The 18,919-nt window shown below is 44.5% G+C and carries 9 protein-coding genes and 3 rRNA genes; all 12 read left to right on the forward strand.

Annotated elements, in window-relative coordinates; genetic code table 11:
* The first annotated feature begins 317 nt into the window (after positions 1-317).
* The 12 genes from dnaA (at position 318) to guaB (ending at position 18,877) form a co-directional block, all read left to right on the forward strand.
* Positions 318-1,676 carry a chromosomal replication initiator protein DnaA gene (dnaA, locus tag FLK61_RS00440; RefSeq protein WP_176007612.1) on the forward strand — a complete coding sequence of 453 codons (1,359 nt, stop codon included), beginning with the start codon at positions 318-320 and terminating at the stop codon, positions 1,674-1,676.
* Positions 1,677-1,858: 182 nt separating this feature from the next.
* Positions 1,859-2,998 carry a DNA polymerase III subunit beta gene (dnaN, locus tag FLK61_RS00445; RefSeq protein ID WP_176007613.1) on the forward strand — a complete coding sequence of 380 codons (1,140 nt, stop codon included), beginning with the start codon at positions 1,859-1,861 and terminating at the stop codon, positions 2,996-2,998.
* 170 nt (positions 2,999-3,168) lie between these two features.
* Complete coding sequence (gene yaaA, locus FLK61_RS00450; RefSeq protein ID WP_176007614.1) at positions 3,169-3,393, forward strand: S4 domain-containing protein YaaA; 225 nt, start codon at positions 3,169-3,171, stop codon at positions 3,391-3,393.
* A gap of 9 nt (positions 3,394-3,402) precedes the next feature.
* Positions 3,403-4,524 (forward strand): DNA replication/repair protein RecF, encoded by a 1,122-nt coding sequence (gene recF / locus FLK61_RS00455; RefSeq protein ID WP_176007615.1) that lies wholly within the window; start codon positions 3,403-3,405, stop codon positions 4,522-4,524.
* Between the two features lie 10 nt (positions 4,525-4,534).
* Entirely contained in the window at positions 4,535-4,795 is a 261-nt protein-coding gene (gene remB, locus FLK61_RS00460; RefSeq protein ID WP_176007616.1) for an extracellular matrix regulator RemB, read from the forward strand.
* A 36-nt stretch (positions 4,796-4,831) separates the two neighbouring features.
* Positions 4,832-6,742: a DNA topoisomerase (ATP-hydrolyzing) subunit B gene (gyrB, locus tag FLK61_RS00465; protein ID WP_430708779.1), complete on the forward strand. Its 1,911-nt coding sequence runs from the start codon at positions 4,832-4,834 to the stop codon at positions 6,740-6,742.
* Between the two features lie 123 nt (positions 6,743-6,865).
* Positions 6,866-9,412, forward strand: a complete 2,547-nt coding sequence (gene gyrA / locus FLK61_RS00470) for a DNA gyrase subunit A (RefSeq protein WP_176007617.1) — start codon at positions 6,866-6,868, stop codon at positions 9,410-9,412.
* Between the two features lie 288 nt (positions 9,413-9,700).
* Positions 9,701-10,816, forward strand: a complete 1,116-nt coding sequence (locus FLK61_RS00475; RefSeq protein ID WP_176007618.1) for an HD-GYP domain-containing protein — start codon at positions 9,701-9,703, stop codon at positions 10,814-10,816.
* 875 nt (positions 10,817-11,691) lie between these two features.
* Positions 11,692-13,258, forward strand: a 16S ribosomal RNA gene (locus FLK61_RS00480).
* Between the two features lie 241 nt (positions 13,259-13,499).
* A 23S ribosomal RNA gene (locus FLK61_RS00485) occupies positions 13,500-16,437 on the forward strand.
* A gap of 123 nt (positions 16,438-16,560) precedes the next feature.
* Positions 16,561-16,677, forward strand: a 5S ribosomal RNA gene (rrf, locus tag FLK61_RS00490).
* Together the 16S, 23S and 5S rRNA genes form the textbook arrangement of a ribosomal RNA operon.
* 742 nt (positions 16,678-17,419) lie before the next feature.
* Positions 17,420-18,877 (forward strand): IMP dehydrogenase, encoded by a 1,458-nt coding sequence (gene guaB / locus FLK61_RS00495; protein ID WP_176007619.1) that lies wholly within the window; start codon positions 17,420-17,422, stop codon positions 18,875-18,877.
* Positions 18,878-18,919: the final 42 nt, after the last annotated feature.

An 18,919-nucleotide genomic window follows, 5' to 3' on the forward strand; every position in this document is an offset into this window, starting at 1 on the left:
TAACTTTAAAGAAGCATTGTCATTACTCTATTTTTTTGGTATCATTATGATGTTTTTTCGCATCAAAAATATGTGGGTTATTTTTAACTATCCACAGCTGTGTACAACTTTGTGGATAGTTATTAACGACACGTTTATACATTTATCCACAATCATGTGCATTTGGTTAATAAGCTAGTTTCTACTATATTACCTATTTTCCACAATGGCTGCGAATAATTTTTATTCATCCGTATTCATCGCCATTGTACAAACGTTATACAAATGAAGGTTTTTCCGCTAGCTGTACCACAACAGAGAAAAAGGGAGGGGAGTAAGTGGAGAATTTAAATGATTTATGGGAGCAAGCCTTACTTAAGATCGAAGAAAAGGTAAGTAAACCGAGCTACGATACGTGGTTTAAGTTTACGAAGGCTGACTCAATTGATCAGAGTTCAAACACGATCACTGTGATTGCGCCTAACGAATTTGCTCGTGACTGGCTTGAGAACAGATATTTCAATATTATTACCGATACGCTTCAGGAGCTCACTGGAGCAGAGCTTGAAGCAAAATTCATTTTACCTCGTGATGAGAATGAAGAAGAACTTGATATCTTAGAAAAAATGAAACAAAATCCTCCGCCAGAAGTGGATACGTACGAAGAAGCACCAAAGCATATGTTAAATCCGAAATACAAGTTTGATACCTTTGTAATCGGTAGCGGGAATCGCTTTGCGCACGCTGCCTCTTTAGCAGTAGCAGAAGCACCTGCAAAGGCATATAATCCGCTGTTTATTTATGGGGGAGTTGGACTCGGTAAAACACACTTAATGCACGCGATTGGTCACTATGTGATTGACCATAATCCAAATGCAAAAGTCGTGTATTTATCATCTGAGAAATTTACGAACGAGTTTATTAACTCGATTCGTGACAACAAAGCTGTGCATTTTCGCAATAAGTATCGAAATGTAGATGTACTTCTTATTGATGATATTCAGTTTTTAGCAGGAAAAGAACAAACGCAGGAGGAATTTTTCCATACGTTTAATTCCTTGCATGAAGAAAGAAAGCAAATTGTTATCTCAAGTGACAGACCTCCAAAAGAGATCCCGACGCTTGAAGATCGACTGCGCTCCCGCTTTGAATGGGGACTCATTACGGATATCACTCCGCCAGACCTGGAGACACGCATTGCAATTTTGCGTAAGAAAGCAAAGGCCGAGAACTTAGATATTCCAAACGAAGTCATGCTCTATATAGCAAATCAGATTGATACGAACATTCGTGAGCTTGAGGGAGCGCTTATTCGTGTAGTTGCGTACTCCTCACTGATTAATCAAGATATGAATGCTGATTTAGCTGCTGTAGCATTAAAGGACATCATTCCGAACTCAAAGCCAAAGGAAATTACTATTCCTGATATCCAGTCAGCTGTATGTGCGTCGTTTGGTATTAAGATGGAGGAGCTGAAAGCAAAGAAGCGCACTAAGACGGTCGCTTATCCAAGACAAATCGCTATGTATTTATCTAGAGAGATGACCGATCATTCTTTACCGAAAATTGGAGCGCAGTTTGGTGGACGAGATCATACAACTGTCATTCACGCACATGAAAAGATCTCTAGGCTCATGGCGACGGATCAGGAGCTACAGCAACAGGTAAAAGAAATCCGTGAGCAGCTCCGTGGATAGTGTGGATAAACGCACAGAAGTTATCAACACCTTATCCACATGTGAATAACCTGCCACACAAGGCTATTTCCTTAGTTATCCACAAATCAACAGGTATTACTACTAGTACTTCTAAAAAATCTTTAATTAATAACTAATAAAAACACACATTTAAAACTATTATTTGCAGGAGGAATTCGCTCATGAAATTTACGATCCAACGTGATCAATTTGTACAGAGCATTAACCATGTTTCGAAAGCAATCTCATCGAGAAGTACAATCCCAGTGCTCGCAGGAATTAAGATCGAAGCATACAAAGACGGAGTAACACTCACAGGAAGTGACTCTGACATTTCTATCGAGTCATTTATCCCAAGTGAAGTTGGTGATGAGCAGTTTGTAGAGATCGAGGAAGAAGGAACGACGGTCTTACAAGCACGATTCTTTGCGGAGATTGTGAAGAAGCTACCGGAAGCAACGGTTGAAATTCGCGTAAACGAACAAAACATTGCTCAGATTAGCTCTGGATCATCGGTATTTAATATTAACGGCATGAACGCAGACGAATATCCACGCTTACCGGAAATTGAAGAAGAGAACGTATTCCAGCTTAAAACGGATTTACTTAAAGCACTGATTAAGCAGACAGCCTTTGCTGTATCAACATCGGAAACAAGACCAGTTTTAACAGGAATTCACTGGTCTATGGAAGATGGCACACTAACGTGTACAGCGACAGATAGCCACCGTTTAGCAATGAGTGAAGCAAAAGTAGAATCCGAGGCCGCTGATCTTTCCTTCACAAACGTTGTTATTCCTGGAAAGAGCTTGAGTGAGCTAAGCAAAATCCTAGACGATAGCGAAGAACACATTGATATCGTTGTAACGAATAACCAGATCTTGTTTAAGGCGAAGAATCTATTATTCTTCTCTCGACTACTTGACGGAAATTATCCAGCGACGAAAAATATGATTCCGACTAACCAAAAGACGATGGTTCAGCTCGATGCGAAGAAATTACTTGCTGCGATTGAGCGTGCTCTTTTACTTTCAGACGCTAAGAACAATGTTGTGAATTTAAAGTCGATCGATGAAGAGCATCTAGAAATTACGTCTGTTACTCCTGAGGTCGGAAAAGTAACAGAGGATGTTACTAGCCTGAAGTTTGAAGGAGAAGAGCTACGCATTGCCTTTAACGGTAAAAATATTATTGACGCATTACGAGTTATTGAATCTTCCGAAGTAGCAATCCAATTTACTGGCGCAATGAGCCCGTTTATTATGCGTCCGGCAGATCGTGATTACATGCTTCACCTGTTTTCACCAGTACGCACGTACTAATAAATCCTGCACTATCACACCTGTAAGGAATGGAGAAATCCTATCCTTGCAGGTGTTTTTTAAGTTGGGGGAAGCTGTAAAAATGTGTATTGGCTTATTTGCTCAATTTTTAGTACAATATAGTATGAGTAGTTTTGTGCGTATTACAGAGAAAGCGAGTTGAAAGCAGCATGGAAGAGATCATTACGGTGCGAGGCGATTATATAACGTTAGGACAAGCGCTAAAGGAAGCTGCTATTATCCCGTCAGGCGGAGCAGCAAAGGCCTTTTTAGCGGATATACCAGTTTGGGTGAATGAAGAGGCAGAAAATCGCCGAGGACGAAAGCTCTACCCAGGAGACGTTGTCACGATTGAGGACATGGGTTCTTTATCGATTGTCTCTGAAGATGCGTGAGGAATTTACGTGCATATTGATCAATTAACGCTAAAGGATTATCGCAACTATGATTCTCTCACGTTAGAATTTCATAATCGCGTCAATGTGATCCTTGGCGAGAACGCCCAAGGGAAAACAAACCTGATGGAATCTATTTATGTACTTGCATTAGCCAAGTCTCATCGAACTCCTAGAGATAAGGAGTTAATTCGGTGGGATCAGGATTTTGCACGTGTAAGCGGATCATTTACCAACAGGCACGGTCCTTTGCAAATGGACGTGATTTTTTCCGGGCGAGGGAAAAAGGTAAAGTTAAATCACGTGGAAAAGAAGCGGCTTAGCGACTATATCGGAGCTTGTAATATCGTGATGTTTGCACCCGAGGATTTAACCTTAGTCAAAGGTAGTCCGCAGGTGAGGAGACGCTTTCTAGATCTTGAAATGGGGCAAATACACCCCATTTATCTGTATCATCTCTCGCAATACCACAAAATATTAAAGCAACGGAATCAGTGGTTAAAAGAAGTACGTGAGCACAAACGCAAAAACGACCCCGCATTTCTCGGAGTCATAACAGACCAGCTCATACAAGCAGCAGCCGAGGTATTACTCCGTCGCTTTGCTTTTCTTAAAAAGCTTCAGGAATGGGCGGCGCCAATTCATCATGAAATTAGCCGAGGCAGTGAGCAACTAGAAGTAACGTATGTTGCATCATGCGATGTATCAGCGGATATGAATATACCAACACTAGTAAAGACGCTACGCGAGGCTTTTTCAGAAGTAGAAGAAAAAGAGCTCCGACGCGGGACCACTCAGCTTGGTCCGCACAGGGACGATCTCGCATTTTTTGTGAACGGACGGGACATTCAGACATTTGGTTCTCAAGGACAGCAGCGGACGACAGCCTTATCGTTAAAGCTTGCCGAAATCGAGCTCATTCATGAGAAAACATCTGAATACCCTATTTTATTATTAGATGATGTACTATCCGAATTAGACGATCATAGACAAACACATCTTTTAAATGCGATCAAGGGCAAGGTGCAAACCTTTGTAACAACAACGAGTGTGGATGGAATCGATCACTCGATGATGCAAGAAGCAGATACCTTTTATGTGACAGAGGGCTCAATCGAGCGAAGGGAGTGAAGAATCAGCCATGTTTATTCACTTAGGCGGAGATATTGTCGTAAAAGCTGAAAATATCATTACGATTCTTGATCATCATACGTACGATGACTCACCCGAAAACAAATCGTTTATTTTGGCACATCAAAAGAAGGATACAACGGTGCATGTTACGAAGGAGCAGGCTAAGTCAATTGTCGTAACAGATGAATGCGTTTATTTGTCGCCGATTTCGTCTCATACGCTTAAGAGGCGGGCGCAAGTAAGCACGGTAGTCGTAGAAGAGGAATAAGAGAATAGATTCGAGTGGAAGTGCAGGTGAAGGGATATGACGATGGAACATTCTTATGATGAAAGTCAAATTCAGGTCCTTGAAGGCTTAGAAGCCGTTAGAAAACGACCTGGAATGTATATTGGATCAACAAGTGGACGAGGTCTTCATCACCTTGTGTGGGAGATTGTTGATAATAGTATTGATGAGGCAATGGGAGGCTATTGTGACACGATTTCCGTGACGATTGGCGAGGATAACTCGATCAAAGTAGAGGATAACGGTCGCGGTATTCCTGTTGGTATTCATGAGAAAATGGGACGACCAGCTGTAGAGGTTATTATGACAGTCCTTCACGCCGGCGGTAAGTTTGGTGGCGGTGGTTATAAAGTATCTGGTGGACTACACGGTGTAGGTGCATCGGTTGTTAACGCGCTCTCAAGTGACCTAGATGTTCACGTACATTTAGACGGCAAGGTTCACTACATCGCATTTAAGCGTGGTGTACCTCAAGAAGACCTTAAGGTGATTGGTGAGACAGATAAGACGGGTACCGTCATTTCGTTTAAGCCAGACGAAGAGATCTTTACAGAGACGACTGTCTATGACTTCGATATTCTTGCAACTCGTCTACGCGAGCTTGCCTTTTTAAATCGAGGACTACGAATTAATATTAAAGACGAACGTGAAGAAGATAAATCTGCGTCGTATTTTTACGAGGGTGGAATTCGTTCCTTTGTTGAGCACATTAACCGTAAAAAAACAGCGTTACATGAGCCACCTATCTTTATTGAGGGCGAAAAAGAAGGGATCCAGCTTGAGCTAGCCCTTCAGTATAACGATGGATTCGCTAGTAATATTTACTCATTTGCCAATAATATTAACACGCACGAAGGTGGAACGCACGAATCTGGCTTTAAGACTGGTTTGACTCGTGTTATTAACGACTATGCGCGTAAAAATAATCTATTCAAAGAAAACGATCCAAACTTAATCGGAGACGATGTGCGAGAAGGATTAACTGCCATTATCTCTGTTAAAATCCCTGATCCTCAGTTTGAAGGGCAAACGAAAACGAAGCTCGGTAACAGCGAAGCACGTACGATTACCGACTCCCTTTTCTCCGAGCATATGGCGAAGTTTTTAGCGGAGAATCCAACCGTAGCGCGCCAGATTGTGGATAAAGGATTAATGGCATCGAGAGCACGTGACGCAGCTAAAAAAGCGCGCGAATTAACACGTCGTAAATCAGCTCTTGAAGTGAGCTCTTTACCAGGTAAGCTTGCTGACTGCTCCTCACGAGATGCAAAAATCAGTGAGATCTATATCGTAGAGGGTGACTCTGCCGGTGGGTCGGCAAAGCAAGGTCGTGATCGACACTTCCAAGCTATCTTGCCGCTACGAGGGAAAATTATTAACGTAGAAAAAGCACGTTTAGATAAAATATTATCCAATACTGAAGTGCGTGCCATTATTACGGCTCTCGGTACAGGTATTGGAGACGAGTTTGACATTACAAAGGCTCGTTATCATAAAGTGATCATCATGACGGATGCCGATGTCGATGGCGCTCACATTCGTACGCTTCTGTTGACGTTCTTTTATCGGTACATGCGACCACTTATTGAGGAAGGCTACATTTATATCGCGCAGCCACCTCTCTACAAGGTTTCGCAAGGAAAGTCCGTACAATACGCCTATAACGAAAAAGAGATGCAGCGTATCTTTAGCGAGCTAGATGCGACGCCAAAGCCAGGCCTACAGCGCTATAAGGGTCTAGGAGAGATGAATCCTACTCAGCTTTGGGAAACAACGATGGATCCTACGTCTAGAACGTTATTACAGGTCAATTTAAATGATGCATTACTTGCTGATGAAGTGTTTGAGACATTGATGGGTGATCGCGTAGAACCACGCCGTGACTTTATTCAGGCGAACGCGCACTACGTAAAAAACTTAGATATTTAAAGCCAGGTCCCTTTAAAGCTCGTCGTGATATGCGGCGAGCTTTAGAGGAACAGGCATTTACATAGCTACGTGAGGAACGAATAGACTTGGATGAAAGCTATTCGGTGAACGGAGGTAGAGGAAATGGCCGAAGAACAAGATCAATCAAGGGTAAAAGAGATAAATATTAGTCAAGAGATGCGTACATCCTTTATGGATTATGCGATGAGCGTTATTGTAAGTCGAGCATTACCAGACGTACGTGACGGGCTGAAGCCTGTGCACAGACGTATTTTATTTGCCATGAATGAACTGGGTATTACAGCAGATAAAGCCTATAAAAAATCTGCACGTATCGTTGGGGAAGTAATCGGTAAGTATCACCCACACGGTGACTCAGCTGTTTACGAGACGATGGTACGTATGGCGCAGGATTTCAGCTATCGTAATATGCTTGTCGATGGACACGGTAACTTTGGTTCTGTCGATGGCGATGCGGCAGCGGCAATGCGTTATACAGAAGCAAGAATGTCAAAGATCTCGATGGAACTCGTTCGAGACATCAATAAAGACACGATAGACTACCAGGATAACTATGATGGATCCGAATCGGAGCCTATTGTGTTACCTGCTCGTTTCCCAAATCTACTTGTGAACGGAACATCCGGTATCGCAGTAGGAATGGCAACGAATATTCCACCTCACCACTTAGGTGAAGTTATTGAAGGCGTTCTAGCGCTTTCTCGTGATCCAGAGATTACTGTGATGGAATTAATGGAGCATATCCCTGGACCAGATTTCCCTACTGGAGCGGAGATTATGGGTATCTCGGGAATTCGTCGTGCCTATGAGACTGGAAAAGGATCGATCACGATTCGTGCTAAAGCAGAGATTGATGAGCATAACAATAAGCCACGAATTATCGTAAATGAGCTACCTTATCAAGTGAACAAAGCACGTCTTATCGAAAAAATCGCAGAGCTTGTTCGTGATAAAAAAATCGATGGTATTACCGATTTGCGGGATGAGTCAGACCGTAACGGAATGCGCATTGTGATTGAGCTTCGTCGCGATGCGAATGCGAACGTTCTTTTGAATAACTTATATAAGCAAACGGCACTTCAGTCGAGCTTTGGTATTAATATGCTCGCATTAGTAGATGGACAGCCGAAGGTTCTCTCCCTAAAAGAGACGCTGTATCACTATTTAGAGCATCAAAAAGTCGTTATTCGTCGTCGTACAGAGTTTGAGCTTAAGAAAGCAGCGGCACGTGCGCACATTCTTGAAGGTCTACGTATTGCGTTAGATCATCTAGATGAAGTTATTTCATTGATTCGAGGATCTCAGACAACGGAGATCGCACGTAATGGATTAATTGATCGCTTTGAGCTATCACATGACCAAGCTCAAGCGATTCTTGACATGCGTCTACAGCGTTTAACAGGTTTAGAGCGTGACAAGATCGAAGGCGAATATAAAGAGCTTATGGCGCGTATTGAAGAGCTTGAAGGTATTCTAGCTGATGGCGAAAAAGTGTTAGAGATCATTCGCGAGGAATTAATTGATATTCGCGATCGTTATGCAGACGATCGTCGTACGGTTATTTCTTTAGGAGAAGATATGTTTGAGGATGAAGATTTAATCCCACGACAAAACGTCGTTATCACTCTCTCACACTCCGGTTATATTAAGCGTCTCCCTGTATCTACGTACCGTAGTCAAAAGCGTGGTGGACGTGGTGTGCAAGGAATGGGAACGCACGATGAGGACTTCGTTCGTCATCTATTTGTCACGAACTCACACGATCACCTTCTATTCTTCACGAATAAAGGAAAGGTTTATCGCATTAAAGGGTATGAGGTACCAGAGCAAAAGCGTACTTCTAAAGGAATCCCGATTATTAACCTGCTACAAATTGAGCAAGGGGAATATATCAGTGCGATCATCCCGATCTCAGAGTTTACAGATTCACATTCGTTATTCTTCATGACCAAGCAAGGTCTTGCTAAGCGTACGGAACTATCTGCATTTGCTAAGATTCGACGCGGCGGTCTCTTTGCGATTAACCTTCGCGAGGGCGATGAACTGCATGGTGTACGTCTAACGAATGGCGAGCAGGAGATCATCACTGGTACGAAGAAGGGTATGTCGATTCGTTTCCACGAGAAGCAGGTTAGGCAGATGGGCCGAACTGCAACTGGTGTGAAGGGGATTACGCTCCAGGAGGACGATGAAGTAGTCGGTATGGATATTATCGAGAGCGACCAAGCAGTCCTTATCGTAACAGAAAACGGGTTTGGAAAGCGTACCCCAATCGATGAGTACCGAGAGCAATCTCGAGGTGGTAAAGGGATTAAGACGTGTAACATTACCGATAAGAACGGAGACGTTATTTCTCTTAAGATGGTACACCCAGACCACGATCTAATGGTTATTACAACGAATGGTGTTATCATTCGTATGCACGTAGATGAAATCTCGCAAACAGGTCGTAATACACAAGGTGTTCGTTTGATCCGAGTAGGAGAAGAAGAATACGTATCGACTGTAGCACGAGTAAATATTGATGAAGAAGACCTTGAAGACGATGAGCTATTAGAAGGAGAAGAAGAATCTGTAGAAGCGACAGATGAAGCTATTCCTACTGAAGATAGTGAGGAAGACGAAACAGACACTGACTCAGAAGAATAATCATAATGAAAAAGCCACGTGTGAACATTTATGTTCACACGTGGCTTTTTTCAAAAAGGTAAAAAGTCACTCGTTTATAGATGGAATAGTAGGTATTTTATAAGTAATAGTAGAAATATATCGCTTTATTTGATTCATATAGTCTATAATAAGTATATTGACACAGATTTAATTGTGCATTTATTCATGCATAACATACAATAAAGGGTAATTATGAGGGATTCGACGGTAGCAAACTAACTGATAGAGAATGGATACGCGATGAGGGAACAGAAGGGAGAGAACAGCATGCATGTAACAATTAGTGAGCTTGTACCAGGCTGCATTTTATCAAAGGATGTTTATGTAAAAGCAAATAAACCATTAATAAAGAGGAAAACCGTATTAACACCAGAGCATATTCACGTTCTCTCCATTTTTCTTGTAGAAAGTGTTCATACAGAGCCTAAATTAGTAAATGGCGCATCTTATCGCCCCAAGGCTGTACTTGAGGAATCAAAAGAGGAGCGCAAATCCCCGTCCTCTCTATCGGACCAGGATTCCTTCCTAAGCAGATATTTACGCGCCGTTCATCTATATAAAAAACAGTTTGCCCATTGGCAGGGTGGCACCAAGCTAGATCCATATGCAATGCGAGAGATCTTCTTACCTTTATACGAAAAAGAAGTGACGAAAGAGCAACTAATGGAGTTGCATCACTATAGTGATAAAGATAACTATATTTCGTACCACGCAGTAGCGGTAGGAATATTAAGTAGTCTTGTTGGAAAGAAGATAGGGTTATCGAATGCAGAAGTGATTCAATTAGGCTTAGCTGGCCTTTTAGCGGATTGCGGAATGGCTCGTATATCATTTAACGTGTTTAATAAAGCATCGGCACTAACAAAAAGTGAATATGAAGAAGTGAAGAAGCATCCAGTAGTCAGCTATAGAATGCTTGAAGAGGTTCCGGGGTTTTCTAAGAAAGCGATGCTTGGAGTATTGCAGCATCATGAACGAGAAGATGGAAGCGGATATCCTCTGTCTATTAAATCAAATAAGCTACATCAATATGGAAAGATCATTGCAGTTGTAGATGCCTATCATGCAATGACTGTAGAAAGGCGCTATCGATCCAAGCAAACTCCTTACAAAGTGATTGAATCTTTGTTAGTTGATGAATTCGGCAAACTAGATCATACCATTGTTAAGGAATTTGTTTCTATGATGCTCCCAATAGCCATCGGCCAGCGCGTTCGATTAACGAACGGATCTAAAGGAGAGATCATCTATTTAAATAAAGAACTCCCTACAAGACCACTGATTCGTTTAGATAGTGGAGAACAGTTTGACTTAGCAGGCTCTATGAATATCTATATAGAAGAAGTATTTTCAAATGAAGAGCAACAGCAGGCAAAAGCTTAATAGATTTAGTATAGGAAGGTTCTATTAGATGCATCTTATCTAATAGAGCCTTTTTTTATTTTTGTGAATAGCTTTTATATAAAGGAGAAGGTTTATTTTGTTGACTGGCAGTTCAGTTAACTAGCCTTTACAAATTGACACGTGAACGGTGGTAAAGGAGGGAAGATTGACTCAAGCGGAGGTCTGGGTGAGCAAAGGGAGCTTGATTTGATGCATACAGATCTTTCTTGATGTAAAGGAAGGCGCTTGACGCATATGGTCCTTAACTTTACACAAAGCAAACTAATAGGGTAGCAAACGAAGGCCGAAGTGATGTGGTGCTCCGAGAATATAGAGAGAACAAACAAAACGCATATAAAGTTTAACCATTATAATGAGACAATTCCTTATGAGTTAGGGTTCCCACCATAATGAAAACTAAATGGAGAGCGCTATATATAAAGGTTTTCTCTCATTTTACATTAGAAGCTTTGCTTGAAGCTCTACACTTTGCTCTTGCTATTGACGCACGGATTGTAAATCTACTATTCTGACTTTAAAAAAGCTATTGCACTATTAGTTTTTTATATGATATATTATTCTTTGTTGCCGCAAAAAGCGAACAACACTAAAGCGAAAAACAATTCAAAATTATTTTTAAATAGTATTGACTTTGTCGAGTAGCTGCGATACAATGTAATAAGTCGCCAAGAACGAACGGCGTCGAAACAACTTGCTCTTTGAAAACTAAACAAAAGACGAAGCGAAGGAATTAAAAGAGATGAAAACCATCTCGTCAATTTTTTTAAATGAAGAACCTAGTTCTTCAAAATGAATCGCTAGATTCGTTGTTCGAGTTTACTCGAACGTTAGTCAGAAGTTCAAACTTCGACGATTTATCGGAGAGTTTGATCCTGGCTCAGGACGAACGCTGGCGGCATGCCTAATACATGCAAGTCGAGCGCAGGAAGCATCACGATCTCTTCGGAGTGAATGATGTGGAATGAGCGGCGGACGGGTGAGTAACACGTGGGCAACCTGCCCTGTAGACTGGGATAACTTCGGGAAACCGAAGCTAATACCGGATAATCAAAGGAACCGCATGGTTCCCTTGTAAAAGTTGGGTTTTACCTAACACTACAGGATGGGCCCGCGGCGCATTAGCTAGTTGGTAAGGTAATGGCTTACCAAGGCGACGATGCGTAGCCGACCTGAGAGGGTGATCGGCCACACTGGGACTGAGACACGGCCCAGACTCCTACGGGAGGCAGCAGTAGGGAATCATCCGCAATGGGCGAAAGCCTGACGGTGCAATGCCGCGTGAACGATGAAGGTCTTCGGATCGTAAAGTTCTGTTATGAGGGAAGAACAAGTGCCGCACGAATAGACCGGCACCTTGACGGTACCTCACGAGAAAGCCCCGGCTAACTACGTGCCAGCAGCCGCGGTAATACGTAGGGGGCAAGCGTTGTCCGGAATTATTGGGCGTAAAGCGCGCGCAGGCGGTCTCTTAAGTCTGATGTGAAAGCCCACGGCTCAACCGTGGAGGGTCATTGGAAACTGGGAGACTTGAGTGTAAGAGAGGAAAGTGGAATTCCATGTGTAGCGGTGAAATGCGTAGATATATGGAGGAACACCAGTGGCGAAGGCGACTTTCTGGCTTACAACTGACGCTGAGGCGCGAAAGCGTGGGGAGCAAACAGGATTAGATACCCTGGTAGTCCACGCCGTAAACGATGAGTGCTAGGTGTTAGGGGTTTCGATGCCCTTAGTGCCGAAGTTAACACATTAAGCACTCCGCCTGGGGAGTACGGCCGCAAGGCTGAAACTCAAAGGAATTGACGGGGGCCCGCACAAGCAGTGGAGCATGTGGTTTAATTCGAAGCAACGCGAAGAACCTTACCAGGTCTTGACATCCTCTGCCACTCCTAGAGATAGGACGTTCCCCTTCGGGGGACAGAGTGACAGGTGGTGCATGGTTGTCGTCAGCTCGTGTCGTGAGATGTTGGGTTAAGTCCCGCAACGAGCGCAACCCTTGACCTTAGTTGCCAGCATTTAGTTGGGCACTCTAAGGTGACTGCCGGTGACAAACCGGAGGAAGGTGGGGACGACGTCAAATCATCATGCCCCTTATGACCTGGGCTACACACGTGCTACAATGGATGGTACAAAGGGCAGCAAAACCGCGAGGTTGAGCAAATCCCATAAAGCCATTCTCAGTTCGGATTGTAGGCTGCAACTCGCCTACATGAAGCCGGAATTGCTAGTAATCGCGGATCAGCATGCCGCGGTGAATACGTTCCCGGGCCTTGTACACACCGCCCGTCACACCACGAGAGTTTGTAACACCCGAAGTCGGTGAGGTAACCTTTATGGAGCCAGCCGCCGAAGGTGGGACAGATGATTGGGGTGAAGTCGTAACAAGGTATCCCTACCGGAAGGTGGGGATGGATCACCTCCTTTCTAAGGAGCATTAAGCTCAATCGAACTTCGCATTCGATCCTTTTGTTTAGTTTTGAGAGGGTAAGCCTCTCCGGAAGAACCCCTTGTGGGGTCTATTCCGAGTTGACCTTTGAAAACTGGATAGTAATAAACATGTAGAAAAGAATCACCGGAAAATTATACGTTTGGAAACAAACGAATGGTTTTTCCGAGTGTCTTAGAAGATAGCCAAGAAGTAAAACGACGTCCTAACAGTAAGTTAGGTTAAGCGAATAAGGGCGCACGGTGGATACCTTGGCACTAGGAGCCGATGAAGGACGGGACGAACACCGATATGCTTCGGGGAGCTGTAAGTAAGCGTTGATCCGGAGATTTCCGAATGGGGGAACCCACTACCCGTAATGGGGTAGGATCCATATCTGAATCCATAGGATATGAGAAGGCAGACCCAGGGAACTGAAACATCTTAGTACCTGGAGGAAGAGAAAGCAAATGCGATTTCCTTAGTAGCGGCGAGCGAAACGGAATTAGCCCAAACCAAAAGGCTTGCCTTTTGGGGTTGTAGGACATTCCATACGGAGTAAGAAAGAGAGAGTCTAGACGAAGCGATCTGGAAAGATCCGCGGTACAAGGTAACAGCCCTGTAGTCAAAAGACTCCCTCCTCCGGAGTGTATCCTGAGTACGGCGGGACACGTGAAACCCCGTCGGAATCTGGGAGGACCATCTCCCAAGGCTAAATACTCCCTAGTGACCGATAGTGAACCAGTACCGTGAGGGAAAGGTGAAAAGCACCCCGAGAGGGGAGTGAAAGAGATCTTGAAACCGTGTGCCTACAAGTAGTTGGAGCCCGTTAATGGGTGACAGCGTGCCTTTTGTAGAATGAACCGGCGAGTTACGATTACGTGCAAGGTTAAGTTGAAGAGACGGAGCCGCAGCGAAAGCGAGTCTGAATAGGGCGACATAGTACGTGGTTGTAGACCCGAAACCGGGTGATCTACCCATGTCCAGGGTGAAGTCCAGGTAACACTGGATGGAGGCCCGAACCCACGCACGTTGAAAAGTGCGGGGATGAGGTGTGGGTAGGGGTGAAATGCCAATCGAACTCGGAAATAGCTGGTTCTCCCCGAAATAGCTTTAGGGCTAGCCTCGAGGGAAGAGTATTGGAGGTAGAGCACTGATTGGACTAGGGGTCCCCACAGGATTACCGAATTCAGTCAAACTCCGAATGCCAATTACTTATCCTCGGGAGTCAGACTGCGAGTGCTAAGATCCGTAGTCAAAAGGGAAACAGCCCAGACCATCAGCTAAGGTCCCAAAGTATACGTTAAGTGGAAAAGGATGTGGAGTTGCTTAGACAACCAGGATGTTGGCTTAGAAGCAGCCATCATTGAAAGAGTGCGTAATAGCTCACTGGTCGAGTGACTCTGCGCCGAAAATGTACCGGGGCTAAACGTATCACCGAAGCTATGGATTAACACCTTTGGTGTTAATGGTAGGGGAGCGTTCCAAGGGCTGCGAAGCAAGACCGGAAGGACTTGTGGAGCGCTTGGAAGTGAGAATGCCGGTATGAGTAGCGAAAAGAGGGGTGAGAATCCCCTCCGTCGAAAGCCTAAGGGTTCCTGAGGAAGGCTCGTCCACTCAGGGTTAGTCGGGACCTAAGCCGAGGCCGAAAGGCGTAGGCGATGGCAAACAGGTTGATATTCCTGTACCACCACGCTTTTGTTTGAGCAATGGGGGGACGCAGGAAGGTAGGGAATGCGCACGATTGGAAGTGTGCGCTGAAGCAGTGAGGCTGGTAGATAGGCAAATCCGTCTACCGTAAGGTTGAGCTGTGATCACGAGCGAAATTTAGTAGCGAAGTTCCCGATCCTACACTGCCAAGAAAAGCCTCTAGTGAGAAAGCTGGTGCCCGTACCGCAAACCGACACAGGTAGGCGGGAAGAGAATTCTAAGACGCGCGGGAGAACTCTCGTTAAGGAACTCGGCAAAATGACTCCGTAACTTCGGGAGAAGGAGTGCTCTATTAGGGTGCAAGCCCGAGAGAGCCGCAGTGAATAGGCCCAAACGACTGTTTATCAAAAACACAGGTCTCTGCGAAGCCGCAAGGCGAAGTATAGGGGCTGACACCTGCCCGGTGCTGGAAGGTTAAGAGGAGGGGTTATCCCTTACGGGAGAAGCTCTGAATTGAAGCCCCAGTAAACGGCGGCCGTAACTATAACGGTCCTAAGGTAGCGAAATTCCTTGTCGGGTAAGTTCCGACCCGCACGAAAGGTGCAACGATTTGGGCACTGTCTCAACGAGAGACCCGGTGAAATTATATTACCTGTGAAGATGCAGGTTACCCGCGACAGGACGGAAAGACCCCATGGAGCTTTACTGTAGCTTGATATTGGATGTTGGAACAGCTTGTACAGGATAGGTAGGAGCCTTGGAAACCGGAGCGCTAGCTTCGGTGGAGGCATTGGTGGGATACTACCCTGGCTGTTTTGACATTCTAACCTCGAACCGTGATCCGGTTCAGGGACAGTGTCAGGTGGGCAGTTTGACTGGGGCGGTCGCCTCCTAAAAAGTAACGGAGGCGCCCAAAGGTTCCCTCAGAATGGTTGGAAATCATTCGCAGAGTGCAAAGGCATAAGGGAGCTTGACTGCGAGACATACAGGTCGAGCAGGGACGAAAGTCGGGCTTAGTGATCCGGCGGCACCGTATGGAAGGGCCGTCGCTCAACGGATAAAAGCTACCCTGGGGATAACAGGCTAATCTCTCCCAAGAGTCCACATCGACGGGGAGGTTTGGCACCTCGATGTCGGCTCGTCGCATCCTGGGGCTGAAGTAGGTCCCAAGGGTTGGGCTGTTCGCCCATTAAAGCGGCACGCGAGCTGGGTTCAGAACGTCGTGAGACAGTTCGGTCCCTATCCGTCGCGGGCGTTGGAAATTTGAGAGGAGCTGTCCTTAGTACGAGAGGACCGGGATGGACACACCGCTGGTGTACCAGTTGTTCCGCCAGGAGCATAGCTGGGTAGCTACGTGTGGACGGGATAAGTGCTGAAAGCATCTAAGCATGAAGCCCCCCTCAAGATGAGATTTCCCATCACTTATAGTGAGTAAGATCCCTTAGAGATGATGAGGTAGATAGGTCTCGTGTGGAAGCATAGCGATATGCGGAGCTGAGAGATACTAATCGATCGAGGGCTTAACCAAGATATATAGTTTTACAGAAGGCGTCAACTAAGACGATTCTTCTTCTACATGTTCACTATCCAGTTTTGAAAGGTCAACGACCTTTATCTTTCTTGATTCGCATAGCGGAGCAAGAAATCATAGTCTAGTGACGATAGCAGAGAGGTCACACCCGTTCCCATGCCGAACACGGAAGTTAAGCTCTCTAGCGCCGATGGTAGTTGGGGGCTGTCCCCCTGTGAGAGTAGGACGTTGCTGGGCAAACGAGCATCCACCTGATGGTGGGTGTTTTTTTGTGTGTTAAAAAGAGAAACTAGCTACCTTTTTAACGGGAAGGTCGTTGATTTATCGATCGTTTGCGTCAATCGAGAGAGTGTATACGTCTGTTAGGAGGTGGTTTACATCAAATCGGTGCGAGAGTGCGTCAGTTGGATCTTCGTATGCGTCGCCGCAGATTGATTTGCATCAAATGAAGGAGTGTATGCATCAGATAGAACGGCGTTTGCACTAAATCAGAAAGTAGGTACGTCGCTAAATTTTCCGTATATGACTAGTAAATAGTGGGTCCAAATGTATCATAAAAAAAATGCCGAAACCGATAGAATCAAGTAACAAGCGAAGTAGTCCGCAATTTGCGAGAAGTAGCGCAAAACTTGCCAAAAACCAACGCGGAACAAGCACTGTAAAGTATCACAATACAAGCATACTTTAACTATCAAAAAGTAACTCCTATTCAATCGATAAATTCTACAGCACTATGCGATTTACCACATACCATCAACAATTCAGATCTGTATTCATAATCTCTTACCACCTAAAATCCAATAAGTTACAAATGTTTCACATGAAACAAAGGTTAGACCCCTTAGAATGTATAAGCTGGTAAAAAGGTTCAAGTCTAAATTATTAGAAAAATGGAACTATGCCAGTTTGATTGACAGTGGGTAGCTATATTGTTACTCTACTAATAATATTTTCAGGCAGCGAAAGGGGAATGCGTGTAATGTGGGAGAATAAATTTGCTAAAGAGGGCTTAACATTTGATGATGTCTTGTTATTGCCTGCAGAATCAAATGTTTTACCTAGAGATGTATCCGTTGCGACAAAACTATCGGATACGTTGCAGCTTAACATCCCGATTATTAGTGCGGGGATGGACACGGTAACAGAGAGTGGCATGGCAATTGCTATGGCACGTGCTGGTGGACTAGGGATTGTGCATAAGAATATGTCGATCGAAGAGCAAGCAGAGCAAATTGATCGTGTAAAGCGCTCTGAGAGTGGAGTTATCACAAATCCATTCCATTTAACGGAAGATCATCAGGTTTTTGATGCCGAGCATCTAATGGGTAAGTACCGCATCTCAGGAGTACCAATTGCCGATGAGGATCAAAAGCTAGTTGGTATTATCACAAATCGTGACTTACGATTTATTGAGGACTACTCGATTCCGATTAAAGAAGTCATGACAAGTGAAGGTCTTGTTACAGCTCCCGTTGGCACAACATTAAAAGAAGCGCAAGGAATCTTACAAAAACACCGCATTGAAAAACTACCGCTAGTCGATGAGAACGGAAAGCTAAAAGGTTTAATTACTATTAAAGATATTGAGAAAGCAATTGAGTTCCCTCACTCTGCTAAGGATAAGCAAGGTCGTCTATTAGTAGGAGCAGCTGTTGGAGTAGGTGGAGACTCTGATGCGCGTATCAAAGCACTCGTAGCGTCGGAAGTAGATGTACTAGTCATTGATACGGCTCATGGGCACTCACAGGGCGTTATAGATAAGGTAAAGAGTGTACGAGAGCAGTATCCAGACATTAATATTGTTGCCGGTAACGTAGCGACAGCTGAGGCTACGAAGGCGCTGATCGAAGCTGGCGCAAATATCATTAAAGTGGGTATTGGACCAGGCTCTATTTGTACAACTCGTGTAGTTGCAGGTATCGGAGTACCACAGATCACTGCTATCTACGATTGTGCAACAGAAGCGCGCAAGCACGGTGTACCTATTATTGCCGATGGAGGTATTAAGTACTCTGGTGAGATCGCTAAAGCACTTGCTGCTGGTGGTCACGCGGTTATGCTAGGTAGTATGCTTGCTGGTGTAACAGAAAGCCCAGGTGAGCGTGAAATTTTCCAAGGCAGACAGTTTAAAGTGTATCGAGGCATGGGATCACTTGGTGCGATGGAAAAAGGAAGTAAAGACCGTTACTTCCAAGAGGATGCGAAAAAGCTTGTTCCTGAAGGAATTGAAGGTCGTATTCCTTACCGTGGACCACTAAAGGATACGATCCATCAGCTAGTTGGTGGATTGCGCGCTGGAATGGGCTATTGCGGAACTGCTACAGTAAAAGATCTACAGGATAATGGACAGTTTATCCGAATTACAAATGCAGGATTGAAAGAGAGTCATCCACACGACGTTCAAATTACAAAAGAATCACCGAACTATTCCGTGTAAAAGCGGATATCATACGATAGATAGGGGTCTCCCCTATCTATT

The sequence above is a fragment of the Paenalkalicoccus suaedae genome (assembly GCF_006965545.2).
GTDB classification, from domain to species: Bacteria; Bacillota; Bacilli; order Bacillales; family Salisediminibacteriaceae; genus Paenalkalicoccus; species Paenalkalicoccus suaedae.

What these genes read in the sequence shown, in the direction of transcription:
- remB (WP_176007616.1), top strand. Translation starts at nt 4,535, where the DNA reads ATGTTTATTCACTTAGGCGGAGATATTGTCGTAAAAGCTGAAAATATC.
- yaaA (WP_176007614.1), top strand. Translation starts at nt 3,169, where the DNA reads ATGGAAGAGATCATTACGGTGCGAGGCGATTATATAACGTTAGGACAA.
- FLK61_RS00475 (WP_176007618.1), top strand. Translation starts at nt 9,701, where the DNA reads ATGCATGTAACAATTAGTGAGCTTGTACCAGGCTGCATTTTATCAAAG.
- guaB (WP_176007619.1), top strand. Translation starts at nt 17,420, where the DNA reads ATGTGGGAGAATAAATTTGCTAAAGAGGGCTTAACATTTGATGATGTC.
- gyrA (WP_176007617.1), top strand. Translation starts at nt 6,866, where the DNA reads ATGGCCGAAGAACAAGATCAATCAAGGGTAAAAGAGATAAATATTAGT.
- dnaN (WP_176007613.1), top strand. Translation starts at nt 1,859, where the DNA reads ATGAAATTTACGATCCAACGTGATCAATTTGTACAGAGCATTAACCAT.
- gyrB (WP_430708779.1), top strand. Translation starts at nt 4,832, where the DNA reads ATGACGATGGAACATTCTTATGATGAAAGTCAAATTCAGGTCCTTGAA.